20 protein-coding genes and 2 pseudogenes are annotated in these 16,529 nt (G+C 39.4%); 7 read left to right on the forward strand and 15 right to left on the reverse strand.

Features of this window, described 5'->3' with window-relative positions:
• A partial coding sequence (hisI, locus tag F6K22_RS01585; protein ID WP_293092566.1) for a phosphoribosyl-AMP cyclohydrolase occupies nucleotides 1-320 on the reverse strand: 320 nt, incomplete at its 3' end.
• A 464-nt stretch (nucleotides 321-784) separates the two neighbouring features.
• On the opposite strand from hisI (F6K22_RS01585), the pseudogene F6K22_RS01590 reads away from it, so the two are divergent.
• Nucleotides 785-1,483, forward strand: a pseudogene (locus F6K22_RS01590) (iron uptake porin); the annotation flags it as partial.
• Between the two features lie 472 nt (nucleotides 1,484-1,955).
• Here F6K22_RS01590 and F6K22_RS01595 read toward each other — a convergent pair.
• The 3 genes from F6K22_RS01595 to hemB form a co-directional block, all read right to left on the reverse strand.
• The gene (locus tag F6K22_RS01595; RefSeq protein ID WP_293092568.1) at nucleotides 1,956-3,152 is read right to left on the reverse strand and encodes an NDP-hexose 2,3-dehydratase family protein; all 1,197 of its coding nucleotides are present in this window, start codon (nucleotides 3,150-3,152) and stop codon (nucleotides 1,956-1,958) included.
• A 29-nt stretch (nucleotides 3,153-3,181) separates the two neighbouring features.
• Entirely contained in the window at nucleotides 3,182-4,144 is a 963-nt protein-coding gene (locus F6K22_RS01600; protein WP_293092570.1) for a glycosyltransferase 61 family protein, read from the reverse strand.
• A 703-nt stretch (nucleotides 4,145-4,847) separates the two neighbouring features.
• Nucleotides 4,848-5,852, reverse strand: a complete 1,005-nt coding sequence (gene hemB, locus F6K22_RS01605) for a porphobilinogen synthase (protein WP_293092572.1) — start codon at nucleotides 5,850-5,852, stop codon at nucleotides 4,848-4,850.
• A gap of 866 nt (nucleotides 5,853-6,718) precedes the next feature.
• On the opposite strand from hemB, the gene F6K22_RS01610 reads away from it, so the two are divergent.
• From F6K22_RS01610 to F6K22_RS01625, 4 genes are all read left to right on the forward strand, one after another.
• On the forward strand, nucleotides 6,719-6,979 hold the full coding sequence (locus F6K22_RS01610; RefSeq protein ID WP_293092574.1) for a hypothetical protein: 261 nt from the start codon (nucleotides 6,719-6,721) through the stop codon (nucleotides 6,977-6,979).
• Nucleotides 6,951-7,169: a transposase gene (locus tag F6K22_RS01615; RefSeq protein ID WP_293092576.1), complete on the forward strand. Its 219-nt coding sequence runs from the start codon at nucleotides 6,951-6,953 to the stop codon at nucleotides 7,167-7,169. The genes F6K22_RS01610 and F6K22_RS01615 overlap by 29 nt, the downstream gene beginning before the upstream one ends.
• A 71-nt stretch (nucleotides 7,170-7,240) precedes the next feature.
• Complete coding sequence (locus F6K22_RS01620) at nucleotides 7,241-7,348, forward strand: hypothetical protein (RefSeq protein ID WP_293092594.1); 108 nt, start codon at nucleotides 7,241-7,243, stop codon at nucleotides 7,346-7,348.
• 15 nt (nucleotides 7,349-7,363) lie between these two features.
• Nucleotides 7,364-7,567, forward strand: a complete 204-nt coding sequence (locus F6K22_RS01625) for a zinc ribbon domain-containing protein (RefSeq protein ID WP_293092578.1) — start codon at nucleotides 7,364-7,366, stop codon at nucleotides 7,565-7,567.
• 253 nt (nucleotides 7,568-7,820) lie between these two features.
• Here F6K22_RS01625 and hisI (F6K22_RS01630) read toward each other — a convergent pair whose 3' ends face one another.
• The 7 genes from hisI (F6K22_RS01630) to F6K22_RS01650 form a co-directional block, all read right to left on the reverse strand.
• Entirely contained in the window at nucleotides 7,821-8,306 is a 486-nt protein-coding gene (hisI, locus tag F6K22_RS01630) for a phosphoribosyl-AMP cyclohydrolase (RefSeq protein ID WP_293092580.1), read from the reverse strand.
• A 475-nt stretch (nucleotides 8,307-8,781) separates the two neighbouring features.
• Complete coding sequence (locus F6K22_RS41665) at nucleotides 8,782-8,922, reverse strand: zinc ribbon domain-containing protein (RefSeq protein ID WP_363272641.1); 141 nt, start codon at nucleotides 8,920-8,922, stop codon at nucleotides 8,782-8,784.
• A 426-nt stretch (nucleotides 8,923-9,348) separates the two neighbouring features.
• Nucleotides 9,349-9,669 carry a hypothetical protein gene (locus tag F6K22_RS01635; protein ID WP_293092582.1) on the reverse strand — a complete coding sequence of 107 codons (321 nt, stop codon included), beginning with the start codon at nucleotides 9,667-9,669 and terminating at the stop codon, nucleotides 9,349-9,351.
• Between the two features lie 285 nt (nucleotides 9,670-9,954).
• Nucleotides 9,955-10,062 (reverse strand): DUF1830 domain-containing protein, encoded by a 108-nt coding sequence (locus F6K22_RS41670; RefSeq protein WP_363272636.1) that lies wholly within the window; start codon nucleotides 10,060-10,062, stop codon nucleotides 9,955-9,957.
• Nucleotides 10,063-10,340: 278 nt separating this feature from the next.
• Nucleotides 10,341-10,736 (reverse strand): thioredoxin family protein, encoded by a 396-nt coding sequence (locus tag F6K22_RS01640; protein WP_293092584.1) that lies wholly within the window; start codon nucleotides 10,734-10,736, stop codon nucleotides 10,341-10,343.
• A gap of 151 nt (nucleotides 10,737-10,887) precedes the next feature.
• Nucleotides 10,888-12,582, reverse strand: coding sequence for a nucleoside recognition domain-containing protein (locus F6K22_RS01645; RefSeq protein ID WP_293092586.1), 1,695 nt, complete (start codon nucleotides 12,580-12,582; stop codon nucleotides 10,888-10,890).
• A gap of 271 nt (nucleotides 12,583-12,853) precedes the next feature.
• Complete coding sequence (locus F6K22_RS01650; protein ID WP_363272643.1) at nucleotides 12,854-13,921, reverse strand: NAD(P)/FAD-dependent oxidoreductase; 1,068 nt, start codon at nucleotides 13,919-13,921, stop codon at nucleotides 12,854-12,856.
• On the opposite strand from F6K22_RS01650, the gene F6K22_RS01655 reads away from it, so the two are divergent.
• Nucleotides 13,896-14,204, forward strand: a complete 309-nt coding sequence (locus tag F6K22_RS01655; RefSeq protein WP_293092588.1) for a phosphoribosyl-AMP cyclohydrolase — start codon at nucleotides 13,896-13,898, stop codon at nucleotides 14,202-14,204. The genes F6K22_RS01650 and F6K22_RS01655 overlap by 26 nt on opposite strands.
• Nucleotides 14,205-14,589: 385 nt before the next feature.
• Nucleotides 14,590-14,886, forward strand: coding sequence for a DALR domain-containing protein (locus F6K22_RS01660; protein ID WP_293092598.1), 297 nt, complete (start codon nucleotides 14,590-14,592; stop codon nucleotides 14,884-14,886).
• An 89-nt stretch (nucleotides 14,887-14,975) separates the two neighbouring features.
• Here the strand turns inward: F6K22_RS01660 and F6K22_RS01665 are convergent, their stop codons facing one another.
• The 4 genes and pseudogenes from F6K22_RS01665 to F6K22_RS01680 form a co-directional block, all read right to left on the reverse strand.
• Complete coding sequence (locus F6K22_RS01665; protein ID WP_293092590.1) at nucleotides 14,976-15,335, reverse strand: hypothetical protein; 360 nt, start codon at nucleotides 15,333-15,335, stop codon at nucleotides 14,976-14,978.
• A 94-nt stretch (nucleotides 15,336-15,429) separates the two neighbouring features.
• Nucleotides 15,430-15,825 (reverse strand): GlcG/HbpS family heme-binding protein, encoded by a 396-nt coding sequence (locus F6K22_RS01670; RefSeq protein WP_293092592.1) that lies wholly within the window; start codon nucleotides 15,823-15,825, stop codon nucleotides 15,430-15,432.
• 109 nt (nucleotides 15,826-15,934) lie between these two features.
• Nucleotides 15,935-16,096, reverse strand: a pseudogene (locus F6K22_RS01675) (IS5/IS1182 family transposase); the annotation flags it as partial.
• A gap of 189 nt (nucleotides 16,097-16,285) precedes the next feature.
• The coding region (locus F6K22_RS01680) for a molybdopterin-binding protein (protein WP_293092593.1) at nucleotides 16,286-16,529 on the reverse strand (244 nt) is incomplete at its 5' end.

Consider the following 16,529-nt stretch of genomic DNA (forward strand, 5'->3'; position numbering starts at 1 on the left):
CCCGAACCAGCTACTTTAACCTGCATCCACAGACAATCTTGGTCGTCATCAATAGCTAACTGCTGTACTTTTTGCACCAGTCCACTAGATTGACCTTTATGCCATAGCTGCTGACGACTGCGACTGTAATAATGAGCTTCTCCGGTTTCAATGGTTTTAACTAACGCCTCTTCGTTCATATAAGCGTGCATCAGCACTTCACCAGTGTTGACATCTGTGGTGACAACTGGAATCAAACCATTGGCATCAAATTTGGGCGCAAGTAACAAACCTTCCTCAACCTGTTCTACGGAAGTGCGGGCGGTAAATAGGGGATTCATGTTAGGTAAATTTTGTAATGAATGATAATCATTATTATATACAAAGGAGGGTTTAATTGGCGTTGCTGAAATGTAATGATAAATGTTGTAGAATTCAAAACATGATATGTCCGAAATGTCCCTCCACTCACACCAGGAAAAATGGCTGAAGACGTGGCCAACAGTGTTTCCAATGTGGAATATGTGGTCGTCAATTCGTTGAATCCCCTAATAGTCAACCCTATTCACCACGGATGAAAGAACTTCGTCTTCTGCTGCACTATCTAAAATTTCAAACTCTTCCTACATAAGCATAGATCATTTCAGAAATTGATTCATGATTAGCTTTCCATTGATATTTCATACTATAGCACTACGCATTAAGGCTCTTGACATTTCTAAACCCTGAAACCTTTTAACCGTTTACTATTCCCTCCATACCTATTCCCTATTCCCGATTCAAGTAGCGCTATAGATTTGGAAGACGTAACTCTACCAGTTTCCGTGGTCCTGCTAATGCAGGTCTTGGTTTTAGTTACGCATTTAATGATAAGTTTCAGGTAAATGTAGCTTACTTAGCAGACGATCCCGCAAATCCTCAAGAAGGTGCGGGTGCATTCAATGGTGCTTACAGTGCATTAGGTCAACTTGTGATTGAACCATCAGATAGCTTGGCATTTACTCTGGGTTATGTGCGTAAATATTGGGGTGACGATGGGGTAGATATTACTAATGGTACTGGTAGTTTCAAAGCTCAAGATCCTTTTGATGGTGTTCCGACAACTGCTGATAACGTTGGGTTGCAAGCTCATTGGAGAGTGAATGACAAGTTGGAAGTGGGTGGGTGATTTGGTTCCACCAGGGCACGACCGGAAACTAGCAACGGCGATGAAGACGATGTGACTATTATTAATGGAATGTTATATTTTGCTTTCCCAGACTTATTGATAGAAGGAAATCTTGGTGGTTTGATGGTAGGTGTTCCTCCTATTGTTACTGATGGGGGTGATGATGATTCATTGAAAGATGATGATACATCTATACACATAGAGGCAATTTATCGTTTTCGAGTGAATGATAATATCTCTTTGACTCCTGGTTTATTTGTGATTACTAATCCTAATCACGATGATGTTAATGATACTATTTGGGTTAGTACATTCCGGACTCAGTTTAGGTTTTAATACCAAGCTTGTTAATGAAGTCAGAAGTTAGAAGTTAGACTTTTTTCAAATTAGTATAACTAGAATCGGCGATCGCTAACATATAGCAATCCTAAATGATTTTATCGTAGGGGTTTGGTTTCCAAATCCTTTTTACGCTTGGGTTTAGAGACCAAACCCCTACAGTTTGTTTCACAAATCATTTAGGATTAGTATACTTAGAAGCTGTTTGAGAAGTGCTGCATGGAACCGATAAATCCGCGCAAACCTAACCCCCCTGCCCTCCTTCCCTACCAGGGAATGGGGGTTTCAAAGCCTCTCTCCTACCAGGAGAGAGGTTTTTATGAGTTTACAAACAGTTTCTTAGTAAAATCGCCGATAATTTTGATATTATGGCCATCTCAAATAGCTGACGGCTGGTAGCTAACTGCTGAATGCTTAACGAATAATTAAGGTTTAAACTCTCTCTTTTGACATACTCCCGACGTTTCCCTTACGGGAAAATGCGGGATTCTTCAGTCTGGGAAACCCTGACCGCTGCGCATGACAGAGGTGATGTNAACTCTTCTTCATAATTTAAACGAATTACCTGATACCGATTTTCATTCATTAGAAAGCGACCACCTTCTTCTGACTGTAAAACATCCACAACGATATCTCCTTGAGGTAAAGAAATATTAGTATTTTCATCACCATACAAACAAATAGAAGGTAAAACAACACTCTGACCAGAAATACCAAACTCTTGTCCATAGGTGATTAAGAATTCTGTTTGCTCACCATTGAATCTTGTGAAGAGTATAATCAAACCTACTCCTTGACAAATATATAATGGCTGTACCCATCTTTTTACTTCTCTGTTGGTACAAAAAACTTCATATAACTTTACCCCTGTAGACAGATTGCTATTATCTATTGAATTTATTCCATCGTCAGTCAATTTCCACCTAGTAAGTTGATTGAGAGAAACAAGATTTCCTTGATGACTTCTCGATATGGATCTGATTGATTTCCACTGTTGGGGTGTAGGAATTTCTGGCGCAGAAATTAGACTATCCCAGTCAAATACCCCAATCATTGAGCGTAAATCAGTATTAAAAAAATTATTCCGCTCAATAGCTTCAGTAACTGCTGTCAGAGAAACCCAAATCATGTTCTCTTCACAGGGACACATTTCTTTAACTTCAACATAAGACAAGATTTTTGTCTTTTGAAAATATCTTTTACCAAGGTCAAGCTGTGTGCTATTACCAATTACTCTCACATTCGGACAATACTCCATAAAAAATTCTAAATATGCAGTTTTTTTACCACCATGTAATCGCAAATAATTAGCGGGGGTAGATTGTACCGTAGGACCATACTGTACCAAGCCAGAATTACCAGGCTCAACTCTTGCTTGTAACAAAAGATAAACTTCTTTTTCTCCTCCACGGTAGATTGCAATGCCATTGTATGCTCCTTGAGGTTGATAAAGAATCGGAGCCTCAAAATCATTAACTCGATCTTGATAACCACTGACTGAGAAGAAACCACCTGATTTATGAGAAAGACAATCATGGAGAATCAGCCAATCTTTTTGAGATGATAATTTAACTGGTCTGAGTTCAAAGCGTGAGATATCTTTAACCAACTCAACAAACTCTACTAATTCTTGAGCTGAATTTGCTATTCTAATTTGAGATGACATAAATGATAAATTAGATAATATATTTACAATTATTTTCGAGTAATTATTTCAATTACCGATTCCAGTAACTTTCCAGTTAACTCTGGATAAGATTCCGGTGGGAGAGGGATTTCCTTGTAAAAGATATCTAGCTCAGGAGCTAGTACAATAGAAGGAGATGAAGCTTCCCTTGGATTAACTACAATAGCTTGTCTTTTAGGTTTCATCCAAATCAAGTTAGCAAATTCAGCTCCATATATGCCTATCACTCCTCGACAAGCATGAAAGACTGCTATTTGTTCAGGAAGACTAAATGCACCAGCCTCGAAAATAGCACAAGGGATGCCATTATCATTCATTAACTTCGCAGCATTTTCCAAACCCATCAATCCACGACGAGAACTTCCATATTTTCTGACACTCCATCCACCATCTTGCTGATACGATTCTGGTGGCGGAGAACGTTTGAGCAACAAAAACTTATTGTCATATATATCCAAGTGTTTCATGTTTACTCCCCGATCAATCCAACTTAGAATTATATTCCGTGTTGATTTAAGCGATCGTAACAAACTTTTTTTTTGCCGAAGTAATTGGTATCTCTCTTTATACCTGTGTTCGTCACTATCAACAAAAAAACTCTTAGTGGCAAGATTAATTTTTTTTAAGATGCCAAGAAAAAAACCATACCCCTGGAAAAATTGCATTTCTCTCAATAAAACATCCCACCTTTTCACTTCAACAACAGTAGCAGAGTTTAGCTGAAAAGATTGTTGGTCTTCTATTATTTCCCAACTTAAATTAGACAGTGGTATTATTTCTCTGGCTTTTTCATCCATTAATGGGCCACAACTTTCCATTAGGAAATGACATGAAGGTTCTTCAGTAGCTATTTTGGTCATTTGGTCAATACTTGGTAGTAAGTAACCATAAAAGAAATGATAAAAACGTTCTTTTGGTCCATAGGTTTTACCCAAAGTATGTACCATTTTATAAACTTTTTGCGGTTTCATTTCACTCCTTCTTAACCGTTAGATGCGTCCAGCTTTGATAATTCTATCATAGAGAAGTTTTGTAGTTATAGCGCTGTGCGCAGGCAACAGCTCATCTGGCAACAGGCAACAGAGGGAATAAAAAACCGATCGTATAGGACTTTTAGCTATTGGACAGTTCTTGTAATTTGTAAATATGCCAGCGCACATTGCTATAATTCTGTAATATTGAGGATTAAATGAAATACAGGAATTAGAAAGCAAAGGTTAAATTGTTTAAATAACTTTGATTTTATATTGAATGAGAAATGAGTAATGAAGAAATATGGGCATATCGGAACTTTAGAATTCGTCTACCGTAACAATTTAATATTACCTATCTCATTTTTCTTCATCCTTTGTATTTCCTGGATTGCCTGCGCGAAAAATTGGTTCACAGACAAACTAAACAACTTTTGATTCGGTCAAAGCAATTGGATATGTCAGCATCTAGAACATATTTGGGTTTAAGTCTGATACTGTCAAAGATGGCTTCTATGGCATCATGTGTTTACCGAAAAATTAATAATTAATAATTAATAATTAAATAATTCGCGCCTTGAAGCCTCCCCTTGGATAGGGGAAAACAAAGACAATATTCCTTATATTCAATTCCCTCGCGGTTTTAACCTTCTTGTAATTATCAAGTTCGCAATTATCCATTATCCATTAATGAACGTCCTCCCTACTTCAAAATTAATGCAACTTCCTTAGCAAAATAAGTCAAAATTAAATCCGCACCAGCCCGTTTCATACTGGTTAAAGTTTCCAACATCACCTTTTTTTCATCTATCCAACCCTTCTGACCAGCAGCCTTAATCATGGCATATTCCCCACTAACGTTATAAGCAGCTACAGGTAGATTTGTTGTCTTTTTTACCTCACAAATAATATCTAAATAAGCAAGCGCTGGCTTGACCATCACCATATCTGCACCTTCGGCAATATCCAAAGCTACTTCTTTGATAGCTTCCCTAGCATTAGCAGGGTTCATTTGATAAGTCTTTTTGTCCCCAAATTTTGGCGCAGAATCCAAAGCATCCCGAAACGGGCCATAATAAGCTGAGGCATATTTAGCAGAGTAGGCAAGTATTCCCACATCGAAGTATTCAGCAGCATCCAGAGCTTTGCGAATCGCTCCAATACGACCATCCATCATATCTGAAGGAGCCACAATATCAGCACCTGCTTCAGCGTGGGATAGTGCTTGTTTGACCAAAACTTCTACAGTGGGGTCGTTGAGAATGACTCCATTTTCCCCCACAATACCATCGTGACCTTCGCTCGAATAGGGGTCGAGGGCTACATCAGTAATGACGACAATATCTGGTATTGTTTGTTTAATCGCCTTTACAGTTCTTTGTATTAACCCATCTGGGTTGTAGCTTTCGGTACCAACATTGTCTTTTTTAGCTTCCGCAACTAGGGGGAATAAAGCGATCGCATTAATTCCTAAATTATAAGCATCCTCTATTTCTTTGAGCAGTAAATCTAGAGTATAGCGATAACTTCCTGGCATCGAAACAACCTCGACTTTTTGCCCTTCTCCTTCCATCACAAACAATGGATAAATTAAATCATTGACCGTCAACTGGGTTTCCTCAACCATACGTCGCAAAGCAGGAGTGCGACGGAGACGACGGGGACGCTGTACGCCAGGAAATTCAGTGGAAAAATTTGTTTCTGTCATGGGTAGATTACTTACCTAATAATTTTGATAATCTTTAATAATAATCAAAAATTGACATCTAGTCAATGGAGATTAGGGAGCTACAAAAAGTCAACATTTTTAGCAGAGAAGGGCGGAAAAATCAAGGGGGAATGTTTTTTTCTACTGAGAACTTTGTACTATCCGATAAAATTTGTACAACTTATTTTTACATGAATCCTATGATTTGCTTTATATATGTAGGCTTAATTCTGTTGAGCCTCATTTTTGCATTTTCAATCCCATTACCTTATTTTGATTTTGGAGAAGTCGCGACCTACAAAAAGGCTGCTATTGGACGAATGATGATTTTATAGTCGATCATATTGAGTGTCGAGGTTTGCCAATAAATGGGTTGGTGAAGTTTTTTTTGAATTTCTGGATGCGCTTGGTAGTTTCGGCAGCTTTGGCATTTCATTTTACTGAGGCTGCATATTCCACTTTGCTATATTCGTCTCCCTTATTTTACTTGCTATGGTACGCAAAAAAAAGGGCGGCATTTAACCAAATAGGACTCTTGAGCATCAGTAATAATTTTTAGATTGGGAAAGTCGGTAGCAAGAGTAAATAACAGCTTGACATAATCTATGATTATCTAGTATAATCTGCGATTATTTATATTTGATTTTATGCTACTAGGATTCAAAACTGAGTTACACCCCACAAAAGTGCAAAAAACGTTACTGGCTAAAGACGCGCTTTGTAGCCAGTCATGCCTATAATTGGGGACTATGGTTGACTAGGAACATCCTGAATCATAATTCCAATAATCCTGGTAGTAAACTAAAATTTCCCACATCTATCGACCTGCATAAACTTTTGGTAGCAATGGTTAAACCGAATAACTATTGGTCGATACGAAGTATCTAAAACAGCACCGTATGGATGCTTTGAGGCATTTATCCAATGCTTGGAAGCGTTGTTTTAGTAAAGTGTCGGGAGTACCTAAATTCAAGAAAAAAGGTAAAGATGATGGTTTCACTTTAGATGGTTCAATTACAGTCGGTTTTAATCATATAAAACTGCCCCGAATCGGATGGATAAAAACTTATGAAATTTTACCAGATAATGTAACTCCGTGTGGCTGTAACTATAACTCAGGCATCTGATAGATGGTTTGTCAGCTTCAAAGTAGATAGAGTTTGTCAAATTACTGAGAAACCAATAGATGTAGTTGGTGTAGACCTAGGAATTCAAACTTTGGCAACATTCTCAACAGGGTCCGTGTTTGATAGTCCTAAACCTTACAAAAAATTAGAGTCTAAACTATCACGATTGCAATATCGCTCGCAGCCATAAAACCAAGTTTTCGCTCTAACTGGAAAAAAGCACAGCTAAAAATAGCGAGACTACACACAAAAATAGCTGATATCAGGAAAGATACGTTACATAAACTAACGACCTATTTGTCTCTTAACCACAGTCAAATAGTAATAGAAGACTTAAATGTATCAGGAATGATGTCAAATCATAAGTAGGGGCGATTCGCATAGATGCCCCTACAAAGGCTGTTGCTGACATGGGTTTTTACGAGTTTCGTAGACAGGCGCGAATACAACTGTGAGTTATATGGTTGTGAGTTAATCATCGTTGATAGATGGTTTCCCAGTTCTAAAACCTGTTCTAACTGTGGAACAATCAAAGAGTCTTTGTTGTTATCAGAGCGTGTAATCAAATTGCGAATGCTGCAATTTTAGCTGCGATAGAGACTTGATAAGAGCGTTAAATTTAGCTATGGCGGTCAGTGAGAGCTACGCTCCGAAATGCGCGTTTCGCGTTCTTAGTTGCGTTACGCCAGTTTTGCGAAGCAACAGCAAACGACCGTGACAGCCAGAGGAGCTGGATAACGCCGAGGTTGCCATGTGGGAAGCAGGAATAGAACAGGTTATCTATAGATAATCATAGATTTATATAGATAATCGTAGGTTTCTAAGAACGGTTGAAGTAAATTTACAATTGTGTTGGGTTGGGAGCATCACCATACACTGTTTTCGGGTCAAAGGTTTTCTCCATTTCGGTAAATATTAACTGAATTGGTTCCTGGGATTCACTTGCACTTTTTCCCGTAGGAATACAGCGATAAAGACAAGAACGATAACCCACATGACAACTAGCACCCGAACCAGCTACTTTAACCTGCATCCACAGACAATCTTGGTCGTCATCAATAGCTAACTGCTGTACTTTTTGCACCAGTCCACTAGATTGACCTTTATGCCATAGCTGCTGACGACTGCGACTGTAATAATGAGCTTCTCCGGTTTCAATGGTTTTAACTAACGCCTCTTCGTTCATATAGCCGTGCATCAGCACTTCACCCGTGTTGACATCTGTGGTGACAACTGGAATCAAACCATTGGCATCAAATTTGGGCGCAATTAACAAACCTTCCTCAACCTGTTCTACGGAAGTGCGAGCGGTAAATAGGGGATTCATGTTAGCTAAATTTTGTAATGAATGATAATCATTATTATATACAAAGGAGTGTTTAATTGGCGTTGCTGAAATGTAATGATAAATGTTGTAGAATTCAAAACATGATATGTCGGAAATGTAACTCCACTCACACCAGGAAAAATGGCCGAAGACGTGGCCAAAAGTGTTTCCAATCTGGAATATGTGGTCGTCAATTCGTTGAATCCGTTCTACTAAACTTACCCAAACCTACCCATGCATGATAACCTCCGGTTAAGCGTAAGCTATCGCATAAGTTTATGCGATAGCTTCCTGTTTCACGCATATACCACCGACCGCAGTCTGTAACTTATCTTCGAGAGCAGGCTTAAAATCGCTTGGAACTCAAGCTACTGATACACATATAGCGCTACGCATTAAGGCTCTTGACATTTCGCGCATCCTGAAACCCTTTAACAGTTTACTATTCCCTCCATACCTATTCCCTATTCCCGATTCAAGTAGCGCTATAGTTTTTCAAGTTGACAGCAGCATTAAAATCTCTGTCAGATTCAAAACTACATTCACTACACTCATAAGTTCTCAAGTGTAACGGCATTTTCCGGGTTGCACATTGTGGAATGATATTGCCAAAAATTAGTCTAGACTTTGACTAAAAAAACCATTAGGGACCTCCAAAAAATCAAATGTACAATTGATAATGATAATTATTGTTGGTCAAAGGAAGGGGCAACTATGAGCTGCCCCTTCCCACTCCACTTTTTTTGTAGTAAATTTGAAACTGGGGCGTGATCTAGGTGAAGTACAGAAATTGTGATGCCAATTTATGAGAGGAAGGGGTTGGCGATGTCAACCCCTTCCTCTCCCGTATAAAAATGATTATCATTCTCATAAATTGTACATTTTATTTTTTGGAAGTCCCTTAATTAATAATTCTAGCAATTGATTAATCCAAAATCCAATTCAATCAAAAATATCAAATCATTCGTCACTGTGCAACGCCAAAATTTCAAACTCTTCCTACATAAGCATAGATCACTACTAATCAGCAACGCTATTTAATTTACCTAGAAACTTTGGCAGTCAGGCGATTGAGCAGTTGATTTAAATAGTCGGGCAGATGGGAATATTGATGGGGTTTATTCAAATCTTGGCAATCTGTATTAAACTCGCAGTCTGGTAAAATTTTTCCCGTGTTGCCATCGACAAAAACATTCCAATATTTACCTACTAAACCGACAATACTAATGTTAATCATCCACTCATTATTATCAAAACAGGTTGCACCTACAACCTCAAACAAGTGACGATGTTCTGGAAATACTTCCAGATTGGACAAAAGATAATTGAGGGCTGTTTGTTTGATAGTAGTTAATTCTAACATACAGGTGTAATTTTCAAGTATTTAGCGGAATAATTAATAATTAAATAATTAGATAATTCACCCTTTAAAGCCTCCCCAATAAAGGAGAAAAAGCGGTTGTTTGCGGAGCAGTCCGTAGGATGGGATGGCGCACTTCGGAGCGGCTCTGCACTCTTCGGGTTTCCTCACCATATCCAATCTCCCCTCGAGAAATAAATCTTTTCCTTTTAATCAATCCTCTCCCTAAAAAGGAAAGGTAATTATCCATTATCCATTAATGAAATAGCTAGTATGGTTAACTTTCAGTCAATCACAGAGAAAGCGATCGCTCAAAATTTGTCTTGCTTCCTCGCGGCTATAAATTTCTAATATCGCTTCGGATAGAGCTTCAAATAAAAGCAATTCCCCAAGCAAGTAATAAAGAAAAAACGATCGCCGCGATCGCCATCTGCTCTTGGTCTCCTCTCACGTCAACCGTAATAATACATGGCGATTTCCGGATAACCGTGAAAGAAGGTAGAAGAGCATTGAGGGGAGCGGTACTTCTGTTGGAGTAGCGTTGCGCGATCGCCTATGCGATTAAGGGGACCACAGCTACATTTTTCTACATAATCATGTTACTCATGTCATGCATGAATGCTTGACATGAGTTTTCGGATAGGTTCTTAGTTGATCTCAAAGATTGCTTTCTATCAAAAGTCCATGAGCAAGTTCTCGAGACCTTTTAAGTCTGCCCCACGTACTCTGCCAACTTCTTCCCCATCCTTATTAAGAAGGACAAAAGTGGGAATAGACCTGATGTGGTACTTTGCGCCTAGCATTTTGTACTCGTCTACATCCACAGTTATGATCTTCAAGTTATCAGCCTTCTGGGCAGCAAGCTCGTCCACTAATGGTGCAATAAACCGAGAAGGGCCAGACCAGCTTGCGAAGAAACTAATCATCACTGGCTTATCGGCGGCCTGAGCGGCCTGAATAGCCTCCCTCCCCCCGTAAATTGGAACAGCCGAAGCCGAAGCCGTCACCAATGTAAAGGACAGCAATAGGAGCAAAACGATTCCCGTAATTCGACGCATCAAAGAAATCATTAGGTAATAACCTGTGTAGGTTTGGTTAACACCGGAATTATAGTATGAAGGTCGGACTCTCGGCATTAATTGTTCATATTATTTATTTACAATTTGTCGGGTTAGGGCCATCACCATAAACGGCTTTTGGACTAAATGTTTTTTTTGACCTTTAGCTAATTAATAATCCTCCCCAAGCAAGTAATAAAGAAAAAACGGTCGCGGCGATCGCTTGTCTACTTAACAGCAATAAGGCAAATCGAAGAGACTGTTCTCGCGCAATAGTTAACAGAGTAACTAAACAAGGTAGCAATACTCCTGCTAGATACACTCCAGTCAAAACCTGCAATGGAGTTAACATAGCCAAGGTTTCTGGTTCGGCAAATAATAGCAGTCCATCTTTGCGAATAGAGGCTAAAATAATCGGTAATGAGGCTTCAGGGGGTAAATTAAACCATCCCATCAAAGGGTTAATAATATTGGCTAAAGCTGCGATCGCTCCTAACCAATTCAACACAGAAGCAATAACAGTAATAACTAAAAATATCGGAATTGCATTGAACAAAAATTGATCGATAGTTGACTTAGCTTCGCGCCAAATTACTGACCAACGAGGAAATTCTAAAAATGCTCTTCCTTCGATTAATAGAGGATTATGATTCGATTTAGCTATAGGGGAAGAAATCATGTAGGTATATATCAAGGTGGTTGCCGTTAGATACAGCAGGTAAGGAATTATCAAGTAAGGTAACGAAGCCGCACTAAACACCCCTAAAGTTGCGCCCAACTGATAAGAACAAGCCGAACCAAAAGCGATCGCGGAAATACAAGTTCCTCTAGAACAACTAGAACAAGCACGGGTACTAATCACCGCAGGAACATTACACCCCATACCCATAATTACTCGCACTAAATCCCGTCCCGATAACCCAAACGGACGGAGTAAAGGATTGAGGGCAATGGTAATTCGTTCTATTAACCCACTAGCTTTATATGCGCCCAAGAATAGGGCATAGAGAATTACTGTAGGCATCGCCCAAATAAACAGCAACGGACTCATAGTTATCAGTCCATACTGACCTATCAATATTTCTCTTAACCAGATTGGGAGTTGGGATAAAGATTTAATAATGGGAGCGAGCGCATTTTGTACTATAGGATCTGCTAAAGTCGCAAAGGAGTTAGCACCCCAGACAGCAATAATCGCAGGAATAAGTAATAAAGCGATCGCCAATAACCAGCCTAGTCGAGGATGTTCTAACAGGGTTGGTTGGGGTTGGATATACCACCCAGCCCTTGTAGGAATCCATTGTGCGGGAAAAGGATGAGGTTCTTGCACAGAAGCGAAAATATAGTCTTTTTGTTCTATTGTGAGGTGGCGAGCATCTACAGTGACAATGTTCAGGTTAGAAGTTTCCGTCCATTCCCGAACCACTTGTTGAGGAGGACACGGGGTCTGGGGTTGCCCCAGACCCGTGAGATGTCCGTTATGAGCCGTTGATAATACCTTATCCCAGAAAGTAATCGCCACAATGCCCCGTTTATCTGCTACTAAAGGCAATAAATCTGCTAAATCTCGATCTACGTCGGTTGCCTTGACTATCAGTAGCACGGTGTCATTTTCTTGTAGCTGTCTTAAAGCTTTCTTAGTAGTTGCGCTGTCGGAACGATAGAGAATTCCAGGAGTATCGATAAAGGTATAGGCTTCAGATTGATAAGTGTCACAAGTCACTGTAGAACCGCGAAAATTGGCACTATAGGGAGTCTCTCCTGTAAGAGAAGCAATTAGTTGGGACTTGCCCGTACTCTCTTTACCAATAACTACAATACAACCGCGCTCTAATTTTGAGGGCGTAAAAATATTCATTTTATAACTCCTAAGAAACAAATTAGTCTGTTATAACTGGGTAAGGGGGAAAGGGTAAGGGGAAAAGGATAAATTCTTTACTTTCCGACATTTTTTGACTCCTAAGAAACAAATTAGTCTGTTATGACTGGGTAAGGGGAAAAGGATAAAGGGTTAGATCGAAATCTTCCACTTACTGAATCGAAACTATTTATTTTATTTATCATCGTCTTGCGTAACGTCAATTTTTAACGGCTGCGCCGTAGCTAAAAGCTAAAGGCTAAAAGCTTTTTTAACAAACACAATCGTCATTACAGCAAGAAAGGTCATCTAAGAACAAACCTTGTCGGCGATAGGCCTCCAAGGTCGTAGTATCCATTCCCAGACGTTGAGCGATCGCATTTCCTACCACAGCAAATCGCTGCCGAAATTTATAAATGAAACAAAAAATTATATTGCCGTGACGCACTGAAGGACCGACGACAAATAATCCTGGAGTTAGGGTGGACTCATCTTCTTGAGTCAGAGCTGCATAGCCATTTGACCAGTCAAATAGAGGTGCGATTTGTTCTAAACTGCTATTAAACCCCGTACAGAGAATTGGCGGTGTAGAACTAAACCACTCTTCGTACTCGCTCTCCACCACATATCCTTTTTTTACTGCTTTGACTGCTTCAATCTGCTTGTCTCCAATTAGTTCGATCCTACCCATAGAATAAGCTACATCTAAACGTTTTAGACTGTAAGGAGACAGAGAAACACTAGGATCTGAGTCTAAGTTTAACCAGCTACTCTTGCGATCGATTAACTTTACTTTTTTCCCTAATGCTGCCAAAACTGACGCTGCATCTACACCGCTTTCATAGCCTCCGATAATTACAAATTCGTCCCCCTCAAGGTCTCTCCAAGAAGCTATTTGGGAATTATGAATACACAATTTGGCCCCTGGAAAAGGATTAAGATTGGGATATTGATACTCTCCTGCTGCCCAAATCACAAACTGCGTTCTCAGCGAAGCTGAGGCACTGCGTGAACGCAACTCGCCTTTAGAAGTTTCCAAGACAAAGCCTTTGCCTTGAGGTAAAGCTGCAATAGTTTTCACATTTGTCTCAGTTTTTATAGGTAGTTGAAAATGCTCTGCTACAGTCTGCAAATATAGGGCATATTCTTTCCCTGAAAGATGTTCCTTTCTGAAACTGAGGGCAGGAGAAGTATTTAAAACTATTGCGTTGAGATCCAGCAATCCAAAACCATGACTGGGAAACGACGGTGTAATGAATCCCATTTCTTCTGGCCAACGGCTAAAAGAAGCCCCTATTTGATGTCGTTCTAATATGACAAAGTTTTCAAACAGTCGCAGTCGTCAGCAGCTATGGCATAAAGGTCAATCTAGTGGACTGGTGCAAAAAGTACAGCAGTTAGCTATTGATGACGACCAAGATTGTCTGTGGATGCAGGTTAAAGTAGCTGGTTCGGGAGCTAGTTGTCATGTAGGTTATCGTTCTTGTTTTTATCGCTGTATTCCTACGGGAAAAAATGCAAGTGAATCCCAGGAACCAATTCAGTTAATATTTACCGAAACGGAGAAAACCTTTGACCCGAAAACGGTGTATGGTGATGCTCCCAACCCAACACAATTGTAATTGATACTCCTACTGTTTTAGCCTACATTCCGCACTTCAAAGCGTAGTATAAAAAAGTAGACAGGAGACAGGAGGCAGGAGACAGGAGACAATTATAGTGGTCAATAAGAGTAAGTAATTGAATATTTATGCTTAATATTTTCCTGCTCATCTGACTCCTGAGAAAGGTCAATGAATAGAAGCTATATAGTATAAATACCTACCAAGCTACCCTTCTTTTATACTACTTTTAATATTACAACTTGAAGTGCGGAATGTGGGTTTTAGATAAAATCGATGACTTTAAAAATTTACAATACCCAAACCCGTCGCCTCCAACTCTTTGTAACTCTTCTACTAGGTAGAGTAACTATGTATTGCTGTGGCGTGACCGTCTACGATTGTTATAGAACAATTCAAAGCAGCAATGGATGATGATTTTAATTCTCCTGGGGGATTAGCCGTTTTGTTTGAATTAGCTAAAAATCTCCGTCGGGAAGGAAATTTGTTAACCCATGAAGGTAAAACCGCTACTGATTGGCAAGATTTACAACGACAATGGCAAACTTTAGTTCATTTAGCAGGGATTTTAGGATTAGAAGCTAAACCTGAAGCCAATTTAGAAGATACCTATAACTTCGATGAGGCAGAAATTACCAGACTGATTCAACAACTTAATGCAGCCAGAAAAGTAAAAGATTAGACTCAAAGTGATCGCATTAGGGAACAATTACAAGAAATGGGAATTACTGTAATCGATCACCCTAATGGGGAAGCCAGCATTGTTAAATCTTAGCTAATGGATAGATAAGTGAGTCGTTCTGAATTTTCAGCGACGGAAACTCCAATTAACGTCACATGACTCTCTAAAGGAATAGAAGCAAAATAGCAACAGAGTTCTTCAGTCGTTCCTCCAGGACATAGGGGACAATCGTTGACAATTATAGGTAAACGTTCTCCCCATTCCTGTAATCGCTGTTCCATCTCGACCATATCTAATCCATACATATCAGATGGATTACGTTGAGCGCGAAGATGTAACGTAACTTGAAAATCATGCCAATGGTTATCTATCCAGATTGGAGGATTATGATGCTTCCGACGTAAGGTAGCACGGATTTGATAATCGAAGATTAGGGACTGCTTAATCATTTGTGACTATGAAGGTAGAATCAAGCGAGAAGAAATAAATAGACTTCTCCAAGCCTGATCTTACCTTATCCATCTCAAATGATGTTTTCAAGAATTAAAATAGGGTGGCTCCAGCTTCGGCTACAGCATGGTCTTGCTCTCCCGACCCCCCACTAACTCCAATTGCCCCCACTACTTGTCCCTCACTGTAAAGGGGTATTCCCCCAGCAAAAATCATTATTTTGCCATTGTTAGAGGCATGAATCCCAAAAAATTGTCCTCCTGATTGACTCTGTTCGGCTAAATCTTTAGTAGCCAGATTGAACGCCCGCGAAGTATACGCTTTTTTAATGGAGATATCGATACTTCCGATCCAAGCTCCATCCATTCGTACATGGGCTACCAGATTTCCTCCCCCATCCACTACCGCTATATTCATTGGTTGACCAATTTCGAGTGCTTTTTTTTCGGCGGCACTAATTACTCTTCTGGCATCTTCTAATGTAACCATTAATCCCTCCATTGGACTTTACCTTAGATGTCTGTTAATTTAGCTGATTGAGTTAACATATATTCAGACTTTAAGTACACTAGCAAATTACAGCCTATTAAGAGCTGATTTATAAAGTAAATCTTAAATTAGCTAGTCGCTTGACCATGAGTTGGATTAATGAGCCATAAATCATTGCTTCACTTACATCTGAATACACTTACGTTACCTTACTTAAGCGCCTAAATCTATTTAGCCACCCAAAAGTGCGTTCCACAATCCATCGCGCACGGCAATTGCTCAAAACTGTAAATTTTTTATAAGAACTTTAGTGGTCATTATTACTTGAGAAGTTTTTATGGCAGTGATAAGTTTAGGCGAAAATCAATTCTGATAGTAAAAAAATAATCATTTTAAAATTTTTCCAGCGATCGCTCTTTGCTGGCTAATTAGTAGTAACAGAGCGATCGCCCGATCGTTTCTAAGTTTCAGTCAATCTCGCTATCAATTGAGCCAAATTACAAGGACGATTACGAGAATCTAGTTGCTCTTTGATAATACTCCATCCTGTTTGACAAGCACCACTAGAACCTGGTAAACAAAAGATATAAGTACCATTAGCTACGCCTGCTAAACAGCGAGACTGAATGGTTGAAGTTTTAATTTCTTGATAGGAAATCATCCTAAATATCTCACCAAACCCTTCAATTTCTTTGTCTAAGAGA

The organism is Okeania sp. SIO2F4, assembly GCF_010672385.1.
GTDB lineage: Bacteria > Cyanobacteriota > Cyanobacteriia > Cyanobacteriales > Microcoleaceae > Trichodesmium.